This is a genomic window from Streptomyces sp. NPDC048197, from assembly GCF_043202395.1.
Classification (GTDB): Bacteria; Actinomycetota; Actinomycetes; order Streptomycetales; family Streptomycetaceae; genus Streptomyces; species Streptomyces siderophoricus.
Window position 1 is genome coordinate 700035 of record NZ_JBIDAJ010000001.1, and the last position, 24862, is coordinate 724896.

At 73.8% G+C, this 24862-nt stretch carries 16 protein-coding genes; 3 read left to right on the forward strand and 13 right to left on the reverse strand.

Annotation, left to right across the window (positions count from 1 at the left end):
- Nucleotides 1–93 precede the first annotated feature (93 nt).
- Nucleotides 94–783: a DUF305 domain-containing protein gene (locus ACGF4C_RS03155; protein ID WP_393562769.1), complete on the forward strand. Its 690-nt coding sequence runs from the start codon at nucleotides 94–96 to the stop codon at nucleotides 781–783.
- Between the two features lie 125 nt (nucleotides 784–908).
- Here ACGF4C_RS03155 and ACGF4C_RS03160 read toward each other — a convergent pair whose 3' ends face one another.
- Nucleotides 909–1949 carry a TerD family protein gene (locus ACGF4C_RS03160; RefSeq protein WP_393562771.1) on the reverse strand — a complete coding sequence of 347 codons (1041 nt, stop codon included), beginning with the start codon at nucleotides 1947–1949 and terminating at the stop codon, nucleotides 909–911.
- Nucleotides 1950–2224: 275 nt separating this feature from the next.
- On the opposite strand from ACGF4C_RS03160, the gene ACGF4C_RS03165 reads away from it, so the two are divergent.
- Nucleotides 2225–2461 (forward strand): chaplin, encoded by a 237-nt coding sequence (locus ACGF4C_RS03165; RefSeq protein WP_393562772.1) that lies wholly within the window; start codon nucleotides 2225–2227, stop codon nucleotides 2459–2461.
- Between the two features lie 55 nt (nucleotides 2462–2516).
- On the opposite strand, the gene ACGF4C_RS03170 is transcribed toward ACGF4C_RS03165, so the two are convergent.
- The 12 genes from ACGF4C_RS03170 to ACGF4C_RS03225 form a co-directional block, all read right to left on the reverse strand.
- Nucleotides 2517–4553, reverse strand: a complete 2037-nt coding sequence (locus tag ACGF4C_RS03170; RefSeq protein ID WP_393562774.1) for a hypothetical protein — start codon at nucleotides 4551–4553, stop codon at nucleotides 2517–2519.
- A gap of 194 nt (nucleotides 4554–4747) precedes the next feature.
- On the reverse strand, nucleotides 4748–6853 hold the full coding sequence (locus tag ACGF4C_RS03175; protein WP_393562776.1) for a hypothetical protein: 2106 nt from the start codon (nucleotides 6851–6853) through the stop codon (nucleotides 4748–4750).
- Nucleotides 6850–9423 carry a hypothetical protein gene (locus ACGF4C_RS03180; protein WP_393562778.1) on the reverse strand — a complete coding sequence of 858 codons (2574 nt, stop codon included), beginning with the start codon at nucleotides 9421–9423 and terminating at the stop codon, nucleotides 6850–6852. Before ACGF4C_RS03180 ends, ACGF4C_RS03175 begins: the two co-directional genes overlap by 4 nt.
- Complete coding sequence (locus ACGF4C_RS03185) at nucleotides 9420–13013, reverse strand: tubulin-like doman-containing protein (protein ID WP_393562779.1); 3594 nt, start codon at nucleotides 13011–13013, stop codon at nucleotides 9420–9422. Before ACGF4C_RS03185 ends, ACGF4C_RS03180 begins: the two co-directional genes overlap by 4 nt.
- Before the next feature lie 120 nt (nucleotides 13014–13133).
- Nucleotides 13134–15467: a VWA domain-containing protein gene (locus ACGF4C_RS03190; protein ID WP_393562780.1), complete on the reverse strand. Its 2334-nt coding sequence runs from the start codon at nucleotides 15465–15467 to the stop codon at nucleotides 13134–13136.
- Between the two features lie 76 nt (nucleotides 15468–15543).
- Entirely contained in the window at nucleotides 15544–16110 is a 567-nt protein-coding gene (locus ACGF4C_RS03195; RefSeq protein ID WP_393562782.1) for a Pycsar system effector family protein, read from the reverse strand.
- On the reverse strand, nucleotides 16110–17189 hold the full coding sequence (locus ACGF4C_RS03200) for a hypothetical protein (RefSeq protein WP_393562783.1): 1080 nt from the start codon (nucleotides 17187–17189) through the stop codon (nucleotides 16110–16112). Before ACGF4C_RS03200 ends, ACGF4C_RS03195 begins: the two co-directional genes overlap by 1 nt.
- Nucleotides 17182–19689, reverse strand: a complete 2508-nt coding sequence (locus ACGF4C_RS03205) for a hypothetical protein (RefSeq protein WP_393562784.1) — start codon at nucleotides 19687–19689, stop codon at nucleotides 17182–17184. The genes ACGF4C_RS03200 and ACGF4C_RS03205 overlap by 8 nt, the downstream gene beginning before the upstream one ends.
- Nucleotides 19690–19694: 5 nt before the next feature.
- Complete coding sequence (locus ACGF4C_RS03210; protein ID WP_393562786.1) at nucleotides 19695–20591, reverse strand: hypothetical protein; 897 nt, start codon at nucleotides 20589–20591, stop codon at nucleotides 19695–19697.
- Nucleotides 20592–20754: 163 nt separating this feature from the next.
- Entirely contained in the window at nucleotides 20755–21465 is a 711-nt protein-coding gene (locus ACGF4C_RS03215) for a Crp/Fnr family transcriptional regulator (protein WP_393562787.1), read from the reverse strand.
- A gap of 646 nt (nucleotides 21466–22111) precedes the next feature.
- On the reverse strand, nucleotides 22112–22477 hold the full coding sequence (locus ACGF4C_RS03220) for a hypothetical protein (RefSeq protein WP_393562789.1): 366 nt from the start codon (nucleotides 22475–22477) through the stop codon (nucleotides 22112–22114).
- 292 nt (nucleotides 22478–22769) lie between these two features.
- Nucleotides 22770–23951, reverse strand: coding sequence for an erythromycin esterase family protein (locus ACGF4C_RS03225; RefSeq protein ID WP_393562791.1), 1182 nt, complete (start codon nucleotides 23949–23951; stop codon nucleotides 22770–22772).
- A 101-nt stretch (nucleotides 23952–24052) separates the two neighbouring features.
- On the opposite strand from ACGF4C_RS03225, the gene ACGF4C_RS03230 reads away from it, so the two are divergent.
- Complete coding sequence (locus ACGF4C_RS03230; protein WP_393562792.1) at nucleotides 24053–24778, forward strand: TioE family transcriptional regulator; 726 nt, start codon at nucleotides 24053–24055, stop codon at nucleotides 24776–24778.
- Nucleotides 24779–24862 lie beyond the last annotated feature (84 nt).

Here is a 24862-nt window from a genome sequence, read left to right on the forward strand (position 1 = left end):
GCGCCCGCCCGGCGCAGCGCCGTACGCCCTCATGGCCGGTCTGCGCCGCGGACGAGCACGCCTTCCATCCACTGATCACAGGAGTTTTGCGTCATGCACGCGACCCGTAATGCCCGAACCGTTCCGATCCGTCGCGCCGCGCTGGCGGCGGCCGCAGTGACCGCGGCGGCCCTCACCCTGTCCGCCTGTGGCAGCGACGGCGGCAGGACCGACGACGCGGCCCCGAGCGGCCAGCCGTCCGCGACGGCGGGCCCGTCCGCGGGCAAGCACAACGCCGCCGACGTCACCTTCGCGCAGGAGATGATCCCGCACCACCGCCAGGCCGTGGCCATGGCCGACCTGGCCGCGACCCGGGCCGGCTCGGCGGACGTCAAGGCGCTCGCCGCCACGATCAAGAAGGCCCAGGACCCGGAGATCACGACCATGTCCGGCTGGCTGAAGTCCTGGGGCGAGAAGGTCCCCCAGGACCACGACATGGCCAAGATGCACGGCGGGACGCACGGCATGGAGGGCACGGACGGCATGGCGGGCATGGACCACGGGGGTGCCAAGGCCATGCCCGGCATGATGAGTGCCCAGGAGATGGCGACGATGAAGAACGCCACCGGGAAGGCGTTCGACGCCCAGTTCCTGAAGCTGATGGTCAAGCACCACCAGGGCGCGGTCGAGATGGCCGGCACCGAGCGGAAGCAGGGCGGGTACGGCCCGGCCAAGAAGCTCGCCGGTGACATCATCACCGCCCAGAACGCGGAGATCGCCCGGATGCGGAAGCTGCTCGGCTGACGCCTGGTCGCCACCGCATCCACGGAACGGGGCGGGCACCCGGGACACCGGTGCCCGCCCCTTCGCTCACGCTTCTTCGCTCATACCTCTGCGTTCACGCCTCTGCGCTTGTTCCTCTGCTGCGCTTATTCCTCGTAGAAGTTGTTCACCACGACGTCCGGTTCGTCGTCGTCGAAGGCTTCGTTGAGGAGGGCGCCGCCGACCAGTCCGGCCGCGCCGGCGCCGATCAGCGCACCGGTGCCGAACCGCCGGCCGCCGCCCTGCTGGTGGTGGTCCGGCTGCTGCGGGTAGCCCTGCTGCACGGGCTGCGGGTAACCCTGCGGGGTCCCTTGCGCGTACGGATCCGGGTAACCGGCCTGCGGCGCGGTGTAATACGGCGGCGGCGTGGTCCGGACGCGCTGGGCGCAGCCGGGGCAGGCCTGGATCTGGCGCGGGACGCCCCACTGCGGGGACCAGGTGACGGGCGTGCTGCCGGGGCCGTGGCCGGGGTCGAAGAAGCAGGTCATGGGGGAACTCCCGGTGGGTGAGGGGGCGGTGGAGGCGTGCGGCACCGCGGGAGCGACGGCCGGCGGGGCCGGCGGCTGGGGCCGGAGGACGTCGACGCCGAAGTCCTGTGCGATCCCGGCCAGCCCGGAGGCATAGCCCTGCCCGACGGCCCGGAACTTCCACTCCGCGCCGTGCCGGTACAGCTCGCCGAAGACCATGGCGGTCTCGGTGGCCGCGTCCCCACGCAGGTCGTAGCGGGCCAGTTCGGTGCCGGTGGTCTCGTCGACCACCCGGATGTGGGCGCGCTGAACCTGACCGAAGCTCTGCCCGCGCTGCTCGGCCTCGTAGAGCGAGACCGGGAAGACGATCTTCTCGACCTCGGGCGGGACCGTGGTCAGGTCGACGTGGATCCGTTCGTCGTCCCCGCCGCTGCCGCCGACCGGTTCGCTGCCCAGGTGGCGGACCGATCCGTCCGGGCTGCGGAGGTTGTTGAAGAAGACGAAGTGGTCGTCGGAGAGGACCGTGCCGGACCGGTCGCACAGCAGGGCACTGGCGTCCAGGTCGAAGCCGACCCCGCCGCCGGCGCCCACCTGCCAGCCCAGCCCGACGCTCACCGCGGTCAGGCCGGGCGCCTGTTTGCTGAGCGACACATTGCCGCCCTTGGTCAGGGCCACACTCATCTGCTCCTCCACAACTCTCGGGCGTGCAGCATCCGTCGGCTTCAACGCGGCGCGCGGGCCCGTGGTTCCTGAATTGCGCAATCAGTGAAGTGAGCAACCAGTGAAGTGCTGAGCCCTATCGCTACGGTGGCGCGCCGGCGTGTACGGCGGAAGGCGATACGCAACGCTCCCACCCGTATAGGGGGTTTCATTCCCGGCCTTGCGCTATGGGCGTTTTCCGGGCCGGGGCGCGGAGACGTTACCGGGCGAGTGTGCCCTCACCTTCAGGAGGAACCATGCGCATCCGTACCGCAGTTGCCGCCACCGCCCTGACCGCCGCCGCCGTCCTGGGAGGAGCCGGTGTCGCCGCCGCCGACTCCGGAGCAGGGGGTGCTGCCCTGCATTCACCAGGTGTCATCTCGGGCAACAACATCCAGATCCCGATCCATCTGCCGATCCATCTGTGCGGCAACAGCATCGACATCATCGGGCTGGTCAACCCGGCCGTCGGCAACACCTGTATGAGCGACTGACCGTGACACGGCGGGGCCCCGGCCGGGAAACCGGCCGGGGCCCCGCCGTTGTCGGTCAGGCGAAGATCAGCACGATCGCCAGGAGGACCACGATCACGCCGACGCCGGTGCCCACCACGCAGCCCGGACTGTTCGTCAGCTCGGAGAACCGGCTCCCGAAGGCGGGTGGGTCCGGTGCGGCCGTGGCGGGAGCCGGGGCGGACGGCTGGGTGGTGGCCGCCGGTGTGGTGGTGGCGGGGCCCAGGCTCTTCTGGTGCACGTCCCGGACGATCTGCTGCCAGAGGTCGGCCGGCAGGTCGGGGGCGACGCCGTTCGCCGGGGCGATGATGCTGTCCCAGAGCCAGTTGCCCGCCGCGGGATGACGGTCCCGGCACATGCGGTGCAGCAGCTCCCGCAGATCGGGCAGGAAGCGTGCGTCCCTGGTCAGCGGGGCGACGGCCCAGAGGTAGAGCTCGGCCGCCCGGCGCGCCATGGCCGTCCGGGACGCCGACTCCGGGTCCAGCCCGTTCGGCTCGAAGTACAGCCCGTTGTCGAGCACTTCCCGGCACAGGTCGCGCTGCATCTGCGGCCGGCGCTCCCGCACCCGCCGGGCGTCCCCCAGTTCGTCCAGCAGCAACCCCAGCGACTCCGGCGGCAGGCCACCGGAAGTCAGCACCTCCAGGAGCGACTCGTCGGGCAGGCCGCGCAGCCGCTCCTTCAGCCGGTCGCGCTGCAGGGCGTTCCGGGAGAGGGGGTTGCGCAACTGCTCGCGCACGGACGCCACTTCGAGGGCGCCGGGTGTCTGGGGGGTGGTGGACGCCCGGGGGGCGGGGGGCGACGGCTCGTGCACCGTGGGCGGCTCGTGAGACGCGGGGGGTGCCTGGGGCTGGGGCGCGGCAGGGGGTGGCGTCTCCCGGGCCGGCGGTGTTTCGCGGGCCGGGGGCATCTCCCGGGCCGCGGATGACGCTTCCCGGCTCGGCGGCGGGGCTGCCAGGTTCCGCACCGGCGGTGGTGTGTCCCGCTCCCGGACCGGCGGCTCTTCCCGCACCGGTGGCATCTCCCGCACCGGTGGCGTCTCCCGTACCGGCGCTGTCTCCTGTACGGGCGGCGGCAGGAGCGTCGGCTCGGGTAGCTGCGCGGGCGCGGGTGCGGGTCCCGTCGGCGGTACGGGGTCCGGCTGGGGGGCCGCGGCGGCCGGCTGGGGGCCCGGCGGGCGGTCGGCGGAGAGGAAATCCTTGAGCAGGGCCTGGCGTCGCGGCCAGTCCAGCGTCGCGCCGTTCCGCAGCCCGTCGATCAGCTGCGGCAGGCCGGGGCTGCCCGGCGGGTGTGCCAGGAGGTGCTTGACCAGCCGGTTCGCGGCCTTGTGCTCGACCTGCGGCTGGACCGGTGTGCGGACGTCGACCCGGGCCAGCGGGCCCGGCCCGCCCGCGTCCGGTTCCCAGCGCGGTACGCACATCAGCCGCAGCGGATGGCTGTCGACCGTGTCGTACGTGGCGAACGTCCACTCGCGCCCCAGCCAGGAGCCGAAGAGCAGGAACAGGCCCAGGTAGACCAGTGGCGCGGGGTCCGGGCCCGGCTGGCCGGGTGGTTCCTCCTCCTCCATGAGGAGCGAGATCCGCTGGGCCGGGTCGCGCAGCCACTCCGCGGCGATCAGGATCAGCGGGCGCTGGACCGTCGGCAGCCGTCCCTCCATCTCCGGCAGCCACCGGCGGGCCAGCGCGTCGAGCTCCTCGCACGCCACCGGGCGCAGCTGCCCGGTGGCCTGTTCGGCGGACTCCCGGGGGCTCCAGCCGCCGTACGCGAGGCCGAGGCTCTGACGGGTCTTCAACGTGCCCGGCGCGCCGATCAGGACGTGGCTGACCGTGCTGGGGCGGCCGCCCCGGTCGGTGGTGGGCCAGCGCTGGACGAGCATCACGTCGCCGTCGCGGGAGACCGTGCGGACGACGCTCGGCCGGGGCGCGGCCGCACCGGACACCCACAGCAACGGGCCGAGTTCCCGGCCCAGTTCCTCGGCGCGCTCGGCCGTGCAGGAGTGGGCGACGGCCTTCATGCCGGTGCCCTGGCGTCCTTGGTTGCCGTCCCACCGGAAGACCACCTGGTGCACCGTGTCCACGGCTCCACCGCCGCCGGGGCCACCCGTGAGGCCCGGCCCGCCCGTGAGGCCCGGCCCGCCCGTGAAGCCCGGCCCGCCCGTGGAGGACGGTCCGCCTGTGAAACCCGGTCCGCCCGTGAAACCCGGTCCGCCGGTGCCGGTGCCGGTGCCGGTAGCCGTTGGCCGGTGCGGTGGTCTCCGCTCCGTGAAGTCGCTCACTCCGCTTCCTCTCCCCCTGATCCGCTGGCTTCCGGCGGCGCCGATGGCCGCGCGGCCGCCCCTCCGACGGCGAACGCCTCGGCGCCGCCCGGCACTTCGATCACCCCGTGCATCGCCAGCAGCGACACCAACGGCGCCAGCACCCGCCGGGGGCCCACCCCGGTCGGATAGCGGCCGTGGTCCTCCTGGCCGCCGGTGGCCGACGCGACGTGCAGGGTGCACCGGCGGATCGCGTCGAACGGGCGCAGCCACGCCTGGCCGGCGTGCCGGCGCAGCAGGCCGTGGACATCCCGGCTCTCCTCGCGCACCCGTGCGGGGTCGAGGGCGGTGGGCGGTGCCTCGCCCAGCCACCGGTCGACGGGCGGCTGGAACCGCAGCAGGTCGGCCTTGCCCAGCACCATCGCGGCCGCCACGTCCAGATAGGGGCCGTTCTTCGGCAGCCGGTCCAGGACCGTGCCGAAGGCGAGATCGCCGTCCCGGTTCACCTCCAGGCCCCAGCGTTCCCTGGCGTGGTCCAGATGCGGCAGCGGGAGCGCCAGCGCCGGGTCGACGACAAAGACCAGCGCGTCGACCCCGAGCAGGAAGCGGAGCGCGGCGTCGGTCCGTACCAGGTCCTCGCCGCCGAGGTCGAAGAAGGCGACCGGCCGCACCTGCCCGCGGGCGTCGGTGATCAGCAGCGACTCCACGAAGCGGGCGAAGCCGTCCAGCCCGATCCCGCCGGTGTGGTCGAGGACCTTGCCGTTGCGCAGCGGCTGCACCCGTTCCCGTACGAACCGGGCGTGCTGCTCGGGGTTGACGGACTGCCACTTCAGGCCGAACGGCTCCAGGCCGCCGTCGGTGATCTCGGCGATCATCTGGGTCAGCAGATGGCTCTTGCCGGTGGAGGACTGGCCGACCATCGCGACGGTCAGCGGGCGGCCGTAGGTGAGGTAGGGCACCGGGATGAAGTGCTCGGGGAAGTCCGGGTCCGCGGTGCACTTCTGGACGGCGGACCGCATCACGTCCTGCCGCCGCAGGGCGTTGGTGATCCCCTTGACGTCCAGCTGCTGGTACTGCATCCGGCTGTCGGTGACGTACAGCGCGGTGAGGTCGAGCTGGATGGGCTCCAGGCAGTAGGGGCAGAGGACTTGGCCGGTGTCCCGCCCGCCGCCGTTCCCCGCCCGGGCTTCGGCGGCGGGGGCCTGCCGTTTGAGGCGCAGGGCCTGGTCGAACGCCTCCCGGTCCGGGCGGTACTCGTCGTCGGCGGGCCCGGTGAGCGTGAGCTGCCGGGCGGCCCCCGGGGCCAGGAGTTCGAGCAGCCCGGCCGGCGTGGGACGGTCGGCGGCCCGCGGGGCGAAGGCGCCGCGCAGCGTCTCGGCGAGCACCCGGTGCGCGGCGAGGTCGTCCGGTGCCCGGTCGGCCGGGCCGGGCCGGCCGGTCACCAGCTGGTAGAGCACCTGGGCGGCGCTCCACACCGCGTCCCGGGAGTCCACGAACCCCTCTCCCCGGCGCTGTTCGGGCGGGCAGTAGGGGGCCCGGCCCCACCGGGTGCGCGGCCGCCCGACGGGGGCCACCCCCTCCAGCCCCCAGAGCTGCACCGAGGTGCCGTCCCAGAGCACGGTGGCCGGTGAGATGCCGCGCAGCACCAGGCCCTGGCCGTCCAGCAGGCACAGCGCCCGCAGCAGGTCCCGGGCGAAGACCCGCTGGTCGCTGGCGGACATCACATGGGTGCGGGCGGCGGCGGTGCCGCGCGGCGCGGCGTACAGCAGGAACGGCTCGGCGGTGTCGAGTTCATAGCCGATGATCTGCGGGAAGAGCGCCGCGTGCTCCGGGTCGTCGAGCACCCGGTGCAGCCGCAGCGCGGTGCCCGCTTCGGCGTCCAGCAGGGCCCGGGCCGCCGGGTTCGCCGCGTCGGCCGCGGTCAGCCGAACCTGGACGCACTGCTGGCCCTCGTCGTCGAGCAGTCCGTTGCGGATGCGCTGCGGCAACTGCGGATCGCGGCGGGACTCGCGGCCGAAGCGGACCGGGGCGACCCGGCGCCGCCCCGAGGGGACGGTGAAGGCGAGCGTGGCCCGCCGGGTACCGTCCGGCTGCACCACGTGGGGGTGCGAGGTGCTGGTCACCAGAGGTCGCCGTCCCTTCCTTCGTACGCGTCGACCTGGGGGGACCCGTCGGCCCCTGGGCTTTCCCGGGGCCGGACGGTGTCGACCACGCCCATCCGCAGCGGGGTGAGCCGGATCAGCCCGGCGTACCGCCCCGACGACGTCCACAGCGCGTCGGCCGGCTGGCCCGTGCCGCCGGTCCGCCAGGCCTTCTCGACCTCGCCGCGCACCGCCTCCGGCGCGAATCTGAGCCACACCGCGGCCGCCGGGTCGCGGTTGAGCAGCGTGCCCTGCTCGGGCGAGGACAGCTGCACCACCGCCCGCCGGTCGGCCTCCGCGCCCACCAGTTCGGCCACCCGCTGCGGGTCGGTCCCCAGGAGGTTCGCCGAGGTGGCGCGGGCGCGGTGACCGGCGGCGAACGGCGGTGCGGCCAGCACCCCGTTGGTCCGGAGGTGCCGGCGGGCCGCCGAGAGCAGCTCGCGGACCCGTTCCTCGGTGCGCCGGACGGCGAGCGCCCCGGCCTGGCCGCGTTCGACGGCTCCCCAGTACGGCGCCATCGCGACCATGGCGGCGTCCGTCAGGTCCCCGGCCAGGGTGGCGACCAGCTCCGGCCCGCCCTCGCCGCTCTCCCGGTCCAGCCAGCGCGGAGCACCGGCGGCGCGGTCCTCCCAGGGGTCGGCGGGCCAGGCGGGCTGCTGTTCCCCGGCCGGTGCGGCGGGTTCGTCCCAGGAGGGCTCGTCGTCCCAGGCGTAGGCGCTGGCCCAGTCGCCGTCCCCGTCGTCGGCCACCGCGAAGGTGCCCGTCTCCAGGGCCGAGGCGCTGGACAGCCAGTCGTCCGCGGCCGCCGGCTCGGTGCCGGACGGGCCGGTGCCGGCCGGCCGTTCGGGCTCGGGAGCCGCCTCGGCGTCCGCGGCGGCCGCGGTCGCCCGCAGCATGCCGGCGACGGACCGGGCCGCGTCGGCGCAGTACAGCCGTTCGTCCGCGGCCCAGTGCTCCCGGACCGCCTCGGCCAGCAGCGCGTCCAGCCCGGCCAGGGACCGGCGCAGCGCGAGGGTGCCCTGGTCCGCGCCCCAGGTGTCGGCCGCGGTGCGCCACAGCCGGCGCGCGGTCTCCGCCGCGGCGCCGATGCCCACCAGCGCCGCTGCGGTGCTCAGCCACGGCGGCGGGTCGGTCGCGTACGCCACCGTCACTCCGGCCGCCGCGCCCACGACCGCCGCGACCCGGGGGCCCACGGCCCACCGGCCCGGCCGCCCCGCGCCCCGCAGCCGGGTCGCGCCGAGCACCGCCAGGCCCTGGAAGGCCACCGGGACGAGCAGCGCCAGGGCCATGAACGGCCACTGCCACAGCCCGCCGAGCAGCCCTGCCGCGCCCGCCGCCAGCACCGCGGCCGGGGCGACCGGCAGCGGGCCCGCCGCCGCCTGGGACCGGGCCGCCGCGTCGGCGACCGGCAGCTCGGCCAGCCGCGGCAGCAGTGCCGAACCCGGCACCGGTTCCACCCGCCCGGCCAGCGCGGTGAACCGCCGGGCCACCGCGCGCAGCGCCAGCCCCTGTCCCAGGAGCTTCCCGGCGAACTCCCGCAGCCCCTCACCGATCCGCTCGCCCACGCCCTCGGCCGAGGGCACCCGCAGACCGAGGGCCGCGAGCCGGGCGGTGGCCTCGGCGGCAGAAGGCGCACCCGAACTGCCGCCGCTGTGCAGGGCGCCCGCGACCAGCTCCCGGTAGTCGACCAGCGCCTGGTGGGCGCGGTCGAGCTCGGCCTCGAACGTCCCCCGGTGGACGGGCCGCAGCAGGCCGAGGACGGTCCGCAGCCCGGCCAGTTCCTCCTCCGCGTCGTCCAGCGCCTCCGCGCACGCGCGGTAGGCGTCGTCCGCCACCCCGCCGGTCTCGCGGTGCCGCAGGTCGCGGCCGCCGCGGCCGGCCACCAGACCGCGCAGCGGCTCCGGCAGGTCGACGCCGGACCGGGTGGCCGGCAACTCCGGTACCTGGTCGGAGTCCTCGCCGGCGAACCGGCTGAGCGCATCGCGCCAGGCCCGGTCCCGTACCTCGGGCGGCAGGTCCTGCTCCAGCAGCCGTACGCCGGGCGCGGCGACGGTGTCGGGCAGCGCCCCGAGGTCGTCGAGCACCCGCTGGAAGACGTCCGGCACCGACAGCAGGTCCACCAGGACCGCCAGCGCCGCCGGGTCGTCGGGCGCCGGCTGCTCCAGGGCGGTCCGGGCGGAGCGCAGATCGCCCGCCCACAGCAGCGCGGTGCCGGAGCCGCGCAGCACCGCGGGCCGCACCAGCCGCCGGTCGGGCGGCAGCACCTCCTCGTCGCCGGCGTACGCCCCGGGTGCGCTGCCCACCAGCAGCACCAGCATCCGGACCTCGCCCAACGCCCGGTAGGCGGCGAGGAGTTCGTACTGCCGCTGGTGCTCGGTCAGTCCCGCCGGGGTGTCCACCACCAGGAACAGCGGGTGGTCGGGCTCGGGCAGCCCGGCCCGGCCGAGCTGCCGGGCGACCGCGGACCGCACGGCCGCTGCCGTGTCGAGCTGCGCCGCCTGCGTCCGCAGGTCCAGGTGGACGACGGCGGTGGCCTCCTCCGTGGTGGTCACTCCGCATCACCGTCCCAGGGGTTGCGGCGCGCACGGTCCCGGCCGCCGTCGTCGGCGCCGCCGGACGAGCGGTCCTCCCGGGCGTCGTCGTCCCAGGGCGCCCACGGCCGGCCGTCGCCGGCGGAGTGCCCGTTGAGCCGGTCGCGGTCGCGGCCCTCCTCCCGGTCCCGCTCGCGGTCCTGATCCCGGTCGCGGTCCCGTTCCCGGTCCGCGGACGGGCGCCGGTCGCCGGTGCCGTACGAGCCGCCGCCGGACGCATCGCGCCCGTAGGAGTCCTCGCCACGCCCGTACGAGTCCCCGCCGCTCCCGTACGGGTCCGCGTCGTACGCGTCGTCGTCCCCGTACGCCCCGCCCGAGGACCGTGGCGCGGTGCCCCAGTCGTCCTCCTCGGTCACCCGGCGCCGGGGCTCGGGGGACTCCTTGCGGGCCCGGGGCTCCGGCGTGCCGCCGCGGACGTGCTCCAGCAGGGTGCGCAGGGTCGGCTGGATGGCGCGCTGGTCGCCGAACTCGGTGTCCAGCGCGGCCGGCAGGGTCTCCGCCCAGAATTCCCACAGCGGCCGGACCCAGCCCTCGACCCGCTCCCCGCCGCGCTCCCGGCGCTCCTCCAGCAGCCTCAGCTGCGCCGGCGCGATCTTCTCGACGAGTTCGACGAAGAGCGGATGCGGATCGCTGCCGCTGCGGGCCAGGCCCTGCGGCTGGGCCCCCATCAGCTCGCGGCAGTAGTCCTCGACGATCCGCTCGTCGTCGAGGACCGTCCAGCGCTCGTACGAGCGGAGCAGCTCCGCCCAGCTCGACACCCCGCCCGGGAAGTCCCCCAGCCGCAGCCGGACCCCTGGCACGTTCTCGCCCTTCTCGGGGAACAGCCGCAGCCGCACCCGCTCCGGCGAGGACGTGTCGCCGTCCACCACGTCCACCTGGCCGTTCCACATGCAGCACAGCAGCCGGTGCAGGATGGCGCGGCGGTCGTCCTCGCAGCTCACCATCCAGCTGTCCCGGTAGCCGAGCCGCTGCCGCCACCGCAGCACGTCGTGCGCCTGTTCGCTGTCCTTGGCCCGGGCCCACTGGCGCAGCACCTTGCGGGCCTCCGGCACCTGGGTGAGGCTCATCTCGCTGCGGAACAGCACCACCGTGATCGAGTCGCTCTCCACGCCCCGGTACTCCACCGAGTTCTTCGCGTCGGAGGGCAGTCGCAGCGCCTTGCCGAGGAACTCCTGCACCTCCTCCACGGCCTGGACGCGCGGGTAGGTGACCAGCACCCGCAGCGGGCCGGTGCCCTCCGGGGTGAAGCCCACCGGCAGCAGCCCGGTCAGCTTCCGGCCGAACAGCTCCAGGGCTTCCTTGCTGACCTGGTCGGTGGCGTCCGCGTCGCCCGCCGCGGCGGCCAGCAGGGTGCTCATCGGCGGCAGCAGCGGCCGCTCCTCCAGGTGTTCGCCGCTCTCCGCGAACAGCCGGGTGATCCGGCCCTCCAGCTGGGCCTTGACGGCCGCCACCGCACCGTCCGGGTTGCGGCGGCTCTGCGCGTGCACGGAGCGCCAGGTGTCCCCGTCGATCATCTTGAGCAGCAGCGCGGCCTCGTCGTCGTGCTCGCGCAGGCCCTCACGGCGGACCAGCCGGGTGACCAGGTCCTCGTAGAAGTGGTTGAGGGTGCGCTGCGGCGGCAGCAGGTACGAGATGCCGGTGCGGTCCTCGTAGAGTTCGAGGCCCTTCTGCGCGGAGAGCTTCCGCTCCTGCTCGGAGTGCTTGCGGAAGGCGTTCACCAGCCGCCCGAGGTCGGTGCCGGCGGCGTCCGCCTGCGGCTGCCAGCGCTGCTGCTGCTCCCGCCACGCCTCGTGCCAGACGATCCGGCTGCGCCACTGGTACCAGGCGTCCTGGGCCTGGAGGGCCGCCTGCACGTCGTCGTCGCCCCAGCGGGCCGGTGACATACCGGCCAGCCGGCCCTTGATCCGCGGTGTCTTGGGCGGCTGGTCGGTGACCCCCGCCGGGCGTGGGGGAGCGACCGCGCGGCTGTTGAGCATGCCCAGGAACCCGACGCGGGCGATCGGTTCGTCGCTGTCCGGGACCCCGCGCACGACGCGTTCGGCGAGGAACGGGTCGACGCTCTGCAGGAGTTTGTCGATGGCGGGGCGCGGCACGAACCGGTCGGCCATCGAGGCGGCCTGGCGGTCGGCGACGGACTGCAGGTCGGCCAGCAGCCGCTGCATGTCCGCGACCCGTTCGCCCAGCGCCGTCTCGATGGCGCGGCTGCCGCGCGGCAGCGGCTCGGGCTCGGGGACCGGCAACTGCCGCCGCTCCCACAGCTCTTCGAGGCCGGAGTCGGCGAACAGCTGCCGGATCATCGGCACCGCGCCGTCCCGCAGCGTGGCCCGCGGCCGCTCGACGAGGTCGGTGACCGCCTCGCGCAGCAGCCGGCCGGCCACCAGGTCGGCCAGCTGGTCCATCGGCGCGGTCATGGAGGCCACCAGGCTGGTGGAGACGCCCTGCCGGCCGATGCCGGTGGGGGACATCGCGCTGCGGTGCACGCCACGGTTGATGAAGCTCGCGGCGAAGGTCTGGTAGTCGTCGTCGGCCGCGGTCGTCCGGCCCCGGGACCGGCCGTCGCCCAGCTCGGTGCCGATCAGCGACATCACCAGGGAGACGATGGAGCGCCGCAGGTCGTCCTGGCGGATGCCGGCGGTCGGGCTGAACAGGAAGGCGGTGGGCAGGATGCCGGTCCGCAGCCGGATCGGGGTGGTGCCGGGGTAGCGGATGCCGAGCCCGGAGGAGTCGTGGTCCAGGTCGCCGATCTCCGCGCCCTCGGTCGGCGCGTTCTGCCCGTCCACCAGCCGGAACAGGTCGACCAGCGCCCGGGCCGCGTTGAGCTCCGCCTCCCGCCCGCCGCCGGAGGCCGAGGAGAACGAGGACGGCATCACGACCAGCGGGTAGATCTTCACCCCGTCGAACCGGCGCATCTTGAACGCCTGGTTGATCAGGTGCAGGTAGTCCAGGAAGATCCCGGCGCCGGTGCCGCCGGCCACCGAGAAGGCGACGAACACGTCGCAGCCGTTGACCTTGCCGCCGCCCAGTTCGCTCAGCTCACCGGCAGACTTGGCGATCGCGTCGATCGCCTGGAGCAGCGGCTCCAGTACGGGGGCCAGGCTGTGCCGCAGGGTGGCGAACAGGGCGGCGCGGCCGACGGTGGGCAACTGGCCGGCGCCGTTGTGGAGCGGGGTGACCTTCGGCTCGTCGATGCGCGGCGGCAGCCAGTCGGCGACCTCGTCGCGCAGGCTCGCCCGGAGCATCTTGGTCACTTCCGGCGAACTGTCGAAGTTCGGCAGCAGGTTGTGGGTGGCCCGCGAGGTACGGGCGTACGCGGCCCGCAGCGACGGGTCCACGTTGAACTGCGGCAGGCGCTGGAGGTCGGTCTCGCTGTAGTCGGCGTAGACGAACTGCAGGCAGTCGGGGAGCTGGTAGGGGGCGTGGCCGCTCAGGTGGCTGAGCGCGACGCCGTCCGGACCGCACAGCTCGGCCCGCAGCCGGCGCTCCAGTTCGGCGCCGACCAGGCCACCGGTGCCGCCCAGGCCGACGAAGAGCATCGGCTGGAAGATTTTCATGGGTTCCTCCCGTTGCGGCCGTACCGGCGGCCGGTCGTTCGATCTGTGCGGTGCGCGCGGCCCGGCGGCCGCGGGGTGGTGCGCCGGGGCGGGCCGGTGCGCACCGGCCCGCCCCGCGCGTCACCGGTACGACTCGTAGGTGCTGGTGCCGTCGTCCTCGGTGCTGACCGTGGGGGTGGTGGAGGTCGTGCCGGTCCGGGTCCGCGAGCCCCAAGTGGGCCGGTTCCGGCGGGACTTGGCGGACCGGGTCTCCTCGCCGAGGGAGAGGCTCAGCCCGTCGCTCAGCGGGACGGTGCCGTTCGCCGGCAGCCGGGTCCGCCCGGCGCCCCGCTCGCGCAGCCACGCGCCGCCCTCGGGGCTGCGCTGGATCGCGTACCGGCCGTGGTTGCGCCGCTCGATGCGCGGGCTGCGGTGCGGTTCGACGACCGCGAACTCGTACCACTGCTTGTGGCCGTGCCCGGCCGGGTGGGTGGCGACCACGTCGCCGTCCTCGGAGACCAGTTGCAGCATCAGGCCGTACGGGTCCCGGCGGCCGCGCCGCTGCCGCAGCCAGGCGAGGACCGCGGCGACGGCGGCGGCGAGCACCGCGGCCGCGATGAGGAACGCCCACCAGTACGCGTCCCAGATGCCGGGCTCCGGCGTGACCGTCACCGACAGCGCGGACCGCACCACCGTCCGGTCGTGGTCGGTGGTGTCGACGGCGGTGACGGTGCCGCCGAGCTTCAGCCCGTCGTCGTCGAGGCGGTCGCCGAAGGCGTCGGCCGGGCCGAGGCGGACCGTCACCGTCCTGGTGCCGGAGTCATCGGGCTTCAGCTCGATCTCGGCCGGGCTGACCGACACCAGCCCCGGCTGGAGGTCGGCGACCGACAGCCGCAGGGTGTGCGCGGTCCTGCCGGTGTTGTGGACGCTCAGGGTGCCGGTGACCTCGTCCCCGGGGTGGGCGTCCGCGGCCGGCAGCCGCAGCGTGCCGGACACCGGCAGTACGTCCGGCGCGACCAGGCCGCTCTCGCTGCGGGTGTCCGCGCTCAGCCCCGAGGCGGTCAGTGTGCCGCTCACCTTCAGTGCCCCAGTGGCGCTGTGCGGGATGGTCACGGAACCGGTGAACGAGCCGTCGCTCGCGGTGGGGTCGGGCCCCTTCCCGTCGTCGGTGAGCTGCACCGGCACCGCGGCGAAGCCGTCCCCGGTCAGCTCGCTGCGGACCCGCAGCCCGGCGTAGTCCCGGGGGTCCTTGATCTGGTAGCCCTCGCGGGTCTGCAGCCGCATGGTCACCGTGGCCTTCTGGCCGGCCTGCGGCGACGGCGGGTCCATGGTGATCGCGCCGCGCAGCTCGCCCTGCCACAGCACGCTGACCCCGACCGGCAGCGAGCGGTGCCCCTCGGGCGCCTCCGCCTTCACCTGCCACACCCCGGGCACCGGGTCGACGATCTTCAGCGCCTCGACGGTGTCCCCGGCGCCCGCCAGCTCGAAGTGCGACTTGCGGTACGACCCGGTGGTGGGCACCTGGTGGCCGTTCGGGTCGATGTAGGTGATCGTCACCTTGGGGTCGCTCTTGTCGACCACGATGCTGCCCACGGTCGCCAGCGGCGAGATGCCGACCTCCATCGTGGCCGGCGGCCGCTGGGGGCTGGTGCCCGGCTGGTAGCGCAGGCAGTGCGCCGCGGCGAAGATCTTCTCCAGCTTCGGGCCGAGGTCCTTGGCGCCGGAGACCTTCTCGGCCTTCGGCAGCGCCGAGGGCAGTTCCGTACAGCCCTTCTGATAGCCGCCGGCGGCCATCCGGTCGAGCTGGTCCTTGTCCGGGTCGGGCCCGAAGCCCAGCGGCCAGATCTGCACCCCCTGCGCACGGGCGTTCTTCAGCTCCCGGTCCAGCTGCCGCTCGCCCTCGTCCTTGCGGTGGGCGGGGTCGCCGTACTGCGGGCTGCCGGTGACGTCCATCTGCCCGTCGGTGAGCAGGAACAGCACCCGTGGCACGGACGGGTCGGTGCCGGAGCTCAGTTCGTGCACGCCCTGGCGTATCGCGCTCGGGAAGTCGGTGCCGGTGCCCTCGCTCTTCTTGCGGCTGCGCAGCTTGCCCACGCACCCGCCGATCGAGTCCCGCCCGGCCGCGTCCAGCGTGGTCCGCGGGCACACCGGGTCCACCGCACGCTGGTCGTTGGACTCGGCGGCGGCGAAACCGAAGACCGTGACGTGGGACGCCGAGGAGACGTCGCCCAGCGCGATCCGGGCGGCGGCGGCCTTCTCCGCCGTCATGTCGTCGGGCGCCAGGCTGGCCGACTCGTCCACCGCCACCGCGTAGTTGACGGACTTGAAGGCCGGTTTCGACGCCGCCGCCGGCACCGGATCATGGGCGGCGGGCGCGAGCAGGGATATGAGCACCGCGGCGCCGCCCAGCACACGGACCGCGCCGCGCCGCGCCCAGCCCCTTCCGTTCCGCCGTCTTCCCCTCACTGTTCCCACGGCCGTCCCCTTATTTCGTTTCTGCGTCGTGTGCTTGGTGGTGCGCCGCCGGTGGCGGCGCCGGGCCGGCCGCGGGTCAGCGCGCGGTCAGGCTCCAGGACAGGGCCAGCGCCGCCGAAGGGGCCAGCGCGCCCACCGCCCAGCGGATGGCCCGGTATTTGGCGGACAGGATCGAGCTGACGTCCACGGCCTGGATGAGCAGCCACCCGGCCGGGTCCCGGCCGGCCGCGGCGATCTCGGCGGCCAGCCGGGGGAGGTCGTGGGGGGCCAGCAGATCGCCGAAGAAGGTCACCCCGTCCTGTGTGCGCAGCGTGCCGGTACGCGGCAGCAGCGCCCGGACCAGTGCGGTCACCGCGACCGCCCAGAGCACCCCGGCGGCGACCAGGGTGAGGTCGGCCGGACCGCGCCAGTCGGGCGCGCCGTGCCACCCGATCAGGAACGCCGGCAGCGCCAGCGCCCCGGAGAGCAGCACGGCCGCCTTGGAGTCGGCCCGGCCGAGGTCCTCCCGGACCGTGTTCAACAGCCGTTCGGCGATGCGTTCCCCCGCCCGGTCGTGGCCGTGCCGACCCCCGTCCGGCACCGGCACGACCGGGTCGGGGGAGTCCGTGGTCCCCCTGCCCGCCGTCCCCCCGTCGGCCGTCATCAGTCCTCCTCCGCCCAGGACCATCCGTCGTCGCGGCTGCGCCGGCGGCGGCGCGGCGGTTCGGGCTCGGCGGCTCTCGCGCCGTCGTCGGCCGGGTCGTCCTTGTCCAGGTGCGACGGGCGCCCGGTCCGGGTCGGCGGGTCGTCCGAGACCCAGTCCGGGGTGAACGGCTCGGACGTGCCCGGGCCCAGCTGCGGCGTCTCCCGGCGGGCGGGCAGCGAGCCGATGGGCCCCTGGACGCGGTGGCGGCCGCGGTTGAGGAGCTCCAGTGCCTGGGCCTCCACCTCGTTGGAGTGGATCTGGCCGCTGTCGACCATGGCGAAGAGCCGGTCGATGCGCTCCTTCTCGTCGGCCCGGCCCTCCTGGCGGATCTTCTCCAGGAAGTCCTTGGCCGCCTCGGGCTCGGCCGCCAGCATGTAGCTGAGCTGGTCCAGTTCGCCGCCCTGCAGCATGTCTCGGAACGTGCTCTGGTGGACCCGGGTCACCTCCGCCGAGGCGTGCGCGTCCCGGATGTCGTCCATGTGATGGATCGTCCGGTCGTCCACCCGCAGCCGTACGTACAGCCGCACCCGCAGCCCGAGATCGGCGCCCAGGTCGTCCCAGCGCCCGCCGGCGCACTGCCGGGTGATGGCGCGGTCGGCCTGCTCGGCCTGGTTCACCGGGAACTCCGCGGAGACGTCCCGGAGCCGCTCCAGTGTCGGCGCGGTGAGTCGCTGGGCGACGTCGGTCACCACCTCGGTGGCGGCCAGATGGGGATCGCTCACCGTCCAGTGGATCTCCACCTCGGCCTTGAAGAACGTGGTGCCCCCGGCGGCCGGCAGCTCCAGCTGCAGTGTCGTGACGAACGTGCCGAGCGCGATCTCGCAGATGGTGTGCGGCCGGGCCAGCGCCCGCTTGTCGTGGTGCTGGATGCCGCGGACGGTGGCCACGCTGTAGCCGCCGTTCCGGTAGAACAGCACCGACGCCGTCCGCGCGCTCGTGTGCCGGAACGGGCCCGTCGGCGCGTACTCCCGCAGGAACGGACCCGCGGGCCCCGGGCCGGCCGCCCCGCCCCCCGCCACGCCCTGGTCGTCAGCCATGCGTTTCCTCCTGGTACCTCTCGCCCGTCCGGTCCCGCGGCGGGACGGCGAGCCACCACAAGGAGCGCGCCTGCGCGTCGGGGAGCGGATTGTCCGGATCCTTCATCATTCGGCGCAGCAGCCAGTCCAGCCGCCGCCGGTCGTGCTCCTCGGTCGCCAGCGCGGGCAGCAGCGCCGCCAGCCCCGGCCGGGTCCACTCCCTGCCGTCCTTGCGCACGGCCGTGCGCAGCAGGGCCTCCAGCGCGTCCAGCGCCACCTCCTGCGACCGCGCGGTGTTCAGCGCGGTCCACATCAAGTCGGCCATGGGAGCGACGAGTTCGGGGTGCGCGACGGCGAGGGCGAGCGGCAGCGGCCAGTCCCCGCGGCCCCCGAGCCCGGAATCGGGCTCGGCGTCCAGCACCTCGTCCACCTTGGTCACCGCGAGCCGGACGGTGGTCACCAGACCGAGGTCCTGGTACGGCTCGCGCCGGTGGTGCGTCCACTCCGCCATCCGCCGCAGCACCGTCGCCCCGTCCGGCAGCGCCAGCAGCCGGACGACGTTGAACGAGGCGACCGCCAGCTGCTCCCCGTCGTCCCGGACCCCGATCCGGGCCAGGGCGTCGAGGGAGTCGTCCGTGGTGGCCGCGGCGTTCCCGTAGCCCAGCGCCATCGCCGCGGTCCAGCGCAGCGACTTGTTGCCGTACCGGCTCCAGTCGTCGACCAGCCGCCGCACCGCCTTGCGGTGCGAGGCGTGCCCGGCCGCCTGGTCCATCGTGGTGGCCGCGAAGATCCGCCGGCGCGGCGTGCCCGCCTCGGCGAGCGGCCGGATCAGCTCCGCGTAACCGTGGTCGAAGTCCCGTACGCACAGCTCCCCGGCGGCCACCGCGGCCCGCATCCACACCTGGGGGCGGGGGTCGTCGGCCAGCAGCCGCAGCCAGCGCACCACCGGGCCGCGGACCGGGAAGTGCCGGTCCCAGACCTCGCTCAGCACCGCGCCGGGCAGCGCCGCCCCCCGGTACCAGATCAGCTGGGCGGGCACCTCGGTGCCGGCCACCTCGACCTCGCCGTCGGTCAGTTCGGCCCGCGACAGCGCCAGGTCGGACTCCGGGTCGTCGCAGAACAGCGGCCGGGCCGGGGTGTGGTCCGGATCGCACTGGACGGACAGTTCCCAGGTCAGCAGGTGTGCGGCGGAGGCCACCGCGCTGTGCGAGGCGCCGCCCAGGACGGCCAGCGCGATCCGGAACGCCACCGGGTGGAACAGCGCCGCCGTCCCCGGCCGCCGCCCCGCGCTCCCCTCCGCGGCCGGCGGCGGCGCGGCCAGCGCCCGGTCCACCCCGGCGAACCACTCGTGGGCCTGGCCCGCCGCGAGACTCCGGCAGCCGGTCAGCAACTCCTCGTAGGAGACGCCGTCCAGCAGGTGCCCGGCCAGCAGCGAGGCGAGCAGTTCCGCCTCGGCGGGGCGCAGGTCGTTCAGCCCGACCGCGTCCTTGACGTCCGCCTGCTCGGCCAACTCCTCGGCACGTGCGAGGAGTTCGGCCACCCGACCCCCGGCGTCCGGCCCGTCGTCCCCGGCCGCCGCGACATGCTCCTCCAGCCGCTCCCGCAGCCGGGCGGTGCGCAGTTCCTGCGTGGGCACCGGCGGGCAGAGCATCCCGTACCGCCCGGCCAGCAGCGGGTTCGCCGCCGAACCGACCGTCACGACGATCACCGCGAACGACTCCCGCTCGTCCAGCGCCGCGGCCAGCCCGTCCAGGTCCATCGCGTCCGGCGGCAGCGCACCGGGCTTGCCGAGCGACAGCTCCAGCAGATAGCCGGTGCCGTGCCGCTCCTCCAGCGAACCGGCCAGCTTCGGTACGCCGCCGTCCGTCTCGACGTCCACCCGCAGCACCCGCGGCCCGGCCCCGGACTCCTCGCCGGGGCCGTCGCCGCTGAGGGCGGTGACCTCGTCGAGGAGGGCCAGCGCGGTGCTGGTGCGCCCGGTGCCGGGGGCCGCGCCGAGCACCAGCAGCCGGCGGGCCCGCAGCGCGTTGCGCAGCCGTAAGTACCCCTCCGGTTCGACGTGCACCCGCCGGAGCCGGCGCAGCTCGTCGTCCGGCACCGGCCCGCTGCGCACCCCCACGGCGGCCTGCCGGGCGTCCATCCGCAGGTGGATGTCCCCGATGTGGGCGCTGCGGATGTACGAACGGTCGAAGCTGTTCAGGTCCCGCCCGGTGTCGAACAGCATCCGGGTGGCACGGCGGGCCCGCGACGCGGCGGCGAGGTCGGTCGGGTCGTCCTCGCTCTCCTCCCCGGCGAGCGGATTGCCGGTGTGCTCCTTGAACCGCCCCGCGGCGCGCTCCCGTTCCCGCTCCCGCTCGGCGGCCTCGCTGTCGGCGTCCCCGTCCCCCTTGTCGTCCGCCCCGCGCGCCCGGTCGTCACCGTCCTTGCCCCGGGCCTGGTGCGCACCCTCCGGGGACGCTCCGCCGGCCGCCTTCGGGGCCTCGGGCTCGGCCGGTCCCCCCGCCTGCTCCTCCTCGGCCACCTGCCTCAGCCCTTCCGCCGCTCGGCGTCACCGGTGATCCGCCCGATGTGCACGCCCTGCTGGTAGACGTTGTCGTGGTGCTGGGACATGTCGCCCCGGACGACGTACCGGTCACCGCCGGACCTGCCGCCCCGCGCGTCCCCGCCGCGGTCGCCGTCCTGGTCCTCGCCGTCGTCCCCGTCGTCGAGGTCGGCGGCGTGGTGGCCCGAGTCGTCGTGGCCGCCCGCCCCGGCCGCCTTGCTCGCCGCCCCCCATGCGTCCGCCGCCGTGCGGTCCCGCCCCTCACCGGGATCGAGGCCGTCCGGTATCGCCGGTGCGTCCCGGCCGGGAAGGTGGAACCAGGCGTTGACCGCGCCCTCCTTGAGCGCCAGCCGGGCCCGGGAGTAGCGCGTCGGCTCGATGAACTTGCCGCCGCTGCGGACCACGTCCTCGTACAGCGACTCGGACACCACCAGCACGAGGTCCGCCCGCTCGGCGTCCAGCAGCTGCCGCCCGACGGGGGAGTCGGCCAGCCGGCACGCCAGGTCGACCGCGCGCCCGCTGACCCCCATGTCGTCGCGCCGTACCGGGCCGACGTGCATGCCCACCCGCAGCCCCAGGGGGACCCGCAGGCCGCGGTTCTCCTCCCGCAGGTTCTCGCGCACCTCGACCATCCACAGGCCGAGCAGCCGGGTCACCGAGACCCGGCCGGCCACCGACAGCAGTACGCCGTCGCCGCGGTCCTCCATGTGGACCGCGTCCCGCGCCACCTTGGCGTGGCTGAACGCCGTTTCCAGGACCCGGTAGATCCGGGCGCGCATCTGCGGCTTCTCCACGTCGTCGTACTCCCCGGAACGCCGGGCGTCGACGCTGATCACCAACTCGTAGTGCGCCTCCGCGGCATCCCTCGCGTCCTCGTCCACCCCGAGCCCCCTGTCCTGCCGTTCTGTTCGGTTGCCGTCCCCATCAGCTTCCGGCCCGGGACCGAGGCCGTCTGTAGCCGTTTACACACGCCGGGCGTGCGCTCTTCCCGTCATGTCCGCGCCCCCTGCCGCGCCCGTCCCGCCGCGCTCCTGTGCGCCGCGCTCACTCCTGGTGGCCCTCGGCGAGGAGGGCGAGCAGGGCGGGGTCGAGGATCTCCACCATCCGGTTGCCGGTCCGCACGACCTTCTGCGTACGCAGCAGCCGCAGGGCCTTGGCGACGGCTTCGCGGGTGGCCCCCACGGTGGCCGCCAGCTCGTCCTGGGCCAGGTGGACGACGGTCCCGGGTCTGGAACGGCCGGGGACGGGCGGGGCGTAGGGGCCGGCGGGCTCGACCCGGGACAACTCGCGCAGCCGGGCGGCCAGTCGCTGCAACACGGTGAGCGAGGCGAGCGCGGACCGCTCCTGGTCGGCGCTGCGGAGCCGGAAGGTGAGCTGGCGGATCACCAGTCCGCTGACCCGCGGGTGCAGGGCGAGGAAGCGACGGAACGCGTCGCCGGAGATGACCTGGGCCTCGATCGGCCCCAGGGCGCGCACGGTGGCGCTGCGGGGATGGTTGTCCAACGCGGCCATCTCCCCGAGGAGTTCACCTGGGCCGCGCAGGCCGAGTATCAGCCGGGTGGCACCGCGGTCCGTGACCACGGAAACGGTCACCCAGCCACGCAGAATGATCATGACGTGACTGGACCGGTCGCCCTCCGTCAGGAGATGGGCGTCGGCCGCATAGCGCTTCCGGCTTCCGAGGGCCATCACGCTCTCGTTCTCCTGGGCCGTCAGGGCCCGCGCAAAAGCCAGCTCGTCGCCGAGCAGCCCCATGGCCACTCCCCCCACGGCAGTCCGTATGGCCGGTTTTTCGTAGGCGTTGATGGTCGCAGAGTGACGCTTTGGGTCGAGTGAATTACGCCACACCCCGCATACTCGGCAGTACTCCCCGAACCCCCAGGTGAACCGCCCCACCCCGAGTCGCCCGCACTGCCCGTACCCCTCACCATCCAGCCACCGGCCCCCACCCCTCAGCCAACGATCCGGAGGTCAGACCCCCGCCCACCCGAGCGGCTCGCGCCGCTCCTGATTGGCCAAAACTCGGGTTTCCGCCAATGGATCGGTAATTCCATTCCACACAAGAGGAGTCACTCCTTCCCCCATGCCACCACGCCCAAGATCGAAAAAGCCCGAGTTTCCGCACTTCACCGCCCTGTCCGCGCTCACCCCACGAGGGTTCCCCGCCACATGGCGAGTATGTGACGTAGCGCACACGGCGTACAGGGGGCAGCCGGGATTCGGTCGTGGCGCGGCGCCGGTCCCCCGGCCCGGCGGGCCGCGCCGGGCGAGCGGCGCGATCCGGTCACCGGGGTCGAACGGCTGATCCGCCGGCTCGTGGCGGCGCCGGCGGATCAGCACATCGAAAACTTCGGGGCGCACTGCCGGGCGTCATCGGCGTCCGCCGGCGGGAATTCTCGGGTCAGAGGCGGCGTATCCGCGCGGCGATCCCGTGGCCGAGCAGCAGGTAAATCACCGCGGGCAGACCGAAATTGAGGAATACCCGCAGTCCTTCGGTGTCCATGGTGAAGATGTCCTGGGACCAGCCGGCGAGCCACTCGGCCAAACCGTGCACAAATCCGACGAAGACATTTCCCCGGTTGGCCTCCAGCAGGTACAGCAGGATCCACAGTCCCAGAACACCTGCGGCGATGTCCGCGATCGTGTGGATGACCAGGGCTGTCCGGTTTGCTCCGGAGCCGTCCCGGCTGCGCCGGTGGATGTCGGGATTAACGTTATAGGGGCCGTAATTGTCGTTTACCGGAAGGTGTTCATGAGGGCTGTTCATGCCCCCTTACTTGCCTCACCCGGGTACCCAAAACCTCGCTTAAACCTGCGATTTCATATCGATTCCAAGATCCCTCTGGGCGCGGGCCGAACTACCTTCTTCCGCCGCCCATTTCACTGTTTATGGTCGACCCGCTCATTCGCCTGTCGTGTCCCGTTGGACGGCAGGCATCTTTCACACGGACCCCAGGGAGCCGTAGCCGGCCGCCGGTGACCAGCAGCTGGTCACCGGCAACCGGCAGGACGTACGGGCGCGGCGCCGGATCTCCCTCGTCACACCCGGCGCCACGCCCCTACGGGCGGAACGGCCGCACGGCAGTCGGGCCGTCGCTGACGTGCAGGATCGCGTCAGCCGCGTCGATGCTCGCCCGGTCGAGCGGGAAGTACCCCTGCTGGGGAGTGGTATCGGTCCGCGTACGGAGGGGAGTCGCCGTGGTGGCAGCGGTGACCGCACCGGCCGCGGTCAGCCCCCAGCCGGTGGTCCGGCCCTGCAGCACCGCCTCGTAGGTGTCCGCCGCCGGCTCCCCCAGCCCGAGGGTTTCGCTGCTGCCCAGGCTGCTGAGGACGACGGTGTACCGCTCGTCCAGCAGGGACCCCACGATGGCGCCGGCGGAGAACCAGTCGAGCTCCATGTCCGCCATCCGCATGGTGCTCGGGTTCCTCTGCAGATGGACGTTGTGCGCGAAGACCAGGGTCGGTCCCCGTCGGGCCTCGATGCTCCGGATGTCGAGGAGGTTCTGCGCCATCAGCGCGTCCCGGGTGGCGAGCAGCCGGGAGATCCGTGCGCTCGCGTCGATGCGCTGCGCCGACTGCTTGTGGTAGCGCAACAGGCCGAGACCGGCGGTGAGATGCGCCTTGGCCCGCCACCACTCGGCACGTGAGGTCGCCGCGATCAGCTCCGGGGCGCGCGCATGGAGCGAGACGAGCATGTCGTCCGCGAGCGTCCGCAGCCGCTCGGCCTCGGCCGTGTCACCGACCGACATCGCCGGGTCCAGGATCGCCTCCGCGCGGCTCCACCGTTCGTCCTCCCCAGTGAGGCGCGCGAGGTCATCGCCGAGGTCGAGCTTCAGGTAGTCGCGGGCGTACTCGAGATAGCGCCGCGGGCTGGGTGCGCTGGTGTTCTCCATCTCGGCGTCGACGCCGTGGAAGGCCAAGCGCTCTGCTTCCGGCCGGTTCTCGTTGTACTCGCGCATCCAGGCGATGAGTTGCCGGTTGGCGAGCAGCTCACCGAAGTCGGTCGAGAAGCCCTCCCTCATCACCGCGTCGAGGGTGCCGGCTCCGCCCTGGACGAAGTCGTTCACGACGAGGGCGGTCACCCGGTCGATCTCCAGGGCGATCGACCGGAACCCCTGGTCGGCCAGCTGACTGAACAGCTCGTTGCGGATCCGCCCGAAGGCGGGCTCAAGATGCGTCGGCTCACCGAGCGCCAGCAGCTCACATGACGTACTCACGAAGTCGCGTAGGTCCTGACTCATGAGCCTCAATCGTATCCTTGAAAGCACGGTTGAGACTTGCCACGCTCCCACCTGCCCACTGGGCGATAGGCTTCCTCCAAAGTCTCAAACAGGAGAGAGCCATGCGCCCCTTCGACCTCGCGCGCGAGCACGGCATCTCGACCCAGGCGGTCCGCAACTACGAACGGGACGGCTTCCTCCCGCCCACACAGCGCACGGCCAGCGGCTACCGCATCTACACCGAGGCGCATGCGGCAGCGCTCCGGGCCTTCCTCTCCCTCGTCCCCGCCTACGGGCACGCGACCGCCGGCCAGATCATGAACGCACTCCACCGCGACGCCCTCGACGACGCCCTGGTGCTCATCGACCGCGGCCACAGTCAGTTGCTCCGCGACCGGGAGACCCTCGACGCGGTGCGGAAAGCGGTCGACCACCTGACGGCCGAAGGGGACGCCACCACGGACGCCTCGGCAGCCCCCGCCCCCCGCACCATCGGCGAACTCGCCCACCAGCTCCGCGTCACCCCGGCAACCCTGCGCAACTGGGAGGACGCCGGCATCCTCACCCCCGCCCGCGACCCGGTCACCGGCCACCGCAGCTACGGCCCGAGCGACATCCGCGACGCCGAGTTCGCCCACCTCCTCAGGCGCGGCGGCTACCTGCTGGACCACATCTCCACCGTGGTCCAGCAGATCCGAACGGCCGGCGACACCGACACTCTGGCCACCGCCCTGGACGACTGGCAGCACAAGCTCACCACCCAGGGCCTCGCCATGCTCACCGCGGCCACCCACCTCAGCCACTATCTGCCCCTGCTCACCGCCGTTGTCGTCAACGGCGTCCGGTGAACTGCTGCCCGACGCCGAGCCGGCGCAGGTCGGTGAGGACCTTGGGGTCCTGGGCGTCGAGCCAGTCGCAGAGCTGGCGGAAGG

Bases quoted from the DNA above. Each gene is read 5' to 3' on its own strand.
- ACGF4C_RS03230 (WP_393562792.1), top strand. From the start codon at position 24,053: ATGCGCCCCTTCGACCTCGCGCGCGAGCACGGCATCTCGACCCAGGCG.
- ACGF4C_RS03165 (WP_393562772.1), top strand. From the start codon at position 2,225: ATGCGCATCCGTACCGCAGTTGCCGCCACCGCCCTGACCGCCGCCGCC.
- ACGF4C_RS03160 (WP_393562771.1), bottom strand. From the start codon at position 1,949: ATGAGTGTGGCCCTGACCAAGGGCGGCAATGTGTCGCTCAGCAAACAG.
- ACGF4C_RS03225 (WP_393562791.1), bottom strand. From the start codon at position 23,951: ATGAGTCAGGACCTACGCGACTTCGTGAGTACGTCATGTGAGCTGCTG.
- ACGF4C_RS03200 (WP_393562783.1), bottom strand. From the start codon at position 17,189: ATGGCTGACGACCAGGGCGTGGCGGGGGGCGGGGCGGCCGGCCCGGGG.
- ACGF4C_RS03185 (WP_393562779.1), bottom strand. From the start codon at position 13,013: ATGAAAATCTTCCAGCCGATGCTCTTCGTCGGCCTGGGCGGCACCGGT.
- ACGF4C_RS03195 (WP_393562782.1), bottom strand. From the start codon at position 16,110: ATGACGGCCGACGGGGGGACGGCGGGCAGGGGGACCACGGACTCCCCC.
- ACGF4C_RS03215 (WP_393562787.1), bottom strand. From the start codon at position 21,465: ATGGGGCTGCTCGGCGACGAGCTGGCTTTTGCGCGGGCCCTGACGGCC.
- ACGF4C_RS03220 (WP_393562789.1), bottom strand. From the start codon at position 22,477: ATGAACAGCCCTCATGAACACCTTCCGGTAAACGACAATTACGGCCCC.
- ACGF4C_RS03155 (WP_393562769.1), top strand. From the start codon at position 94: ATGCACGCGACCCGTAATGCCCGAACCGTTCCGATCCGTCGCGCCGCG.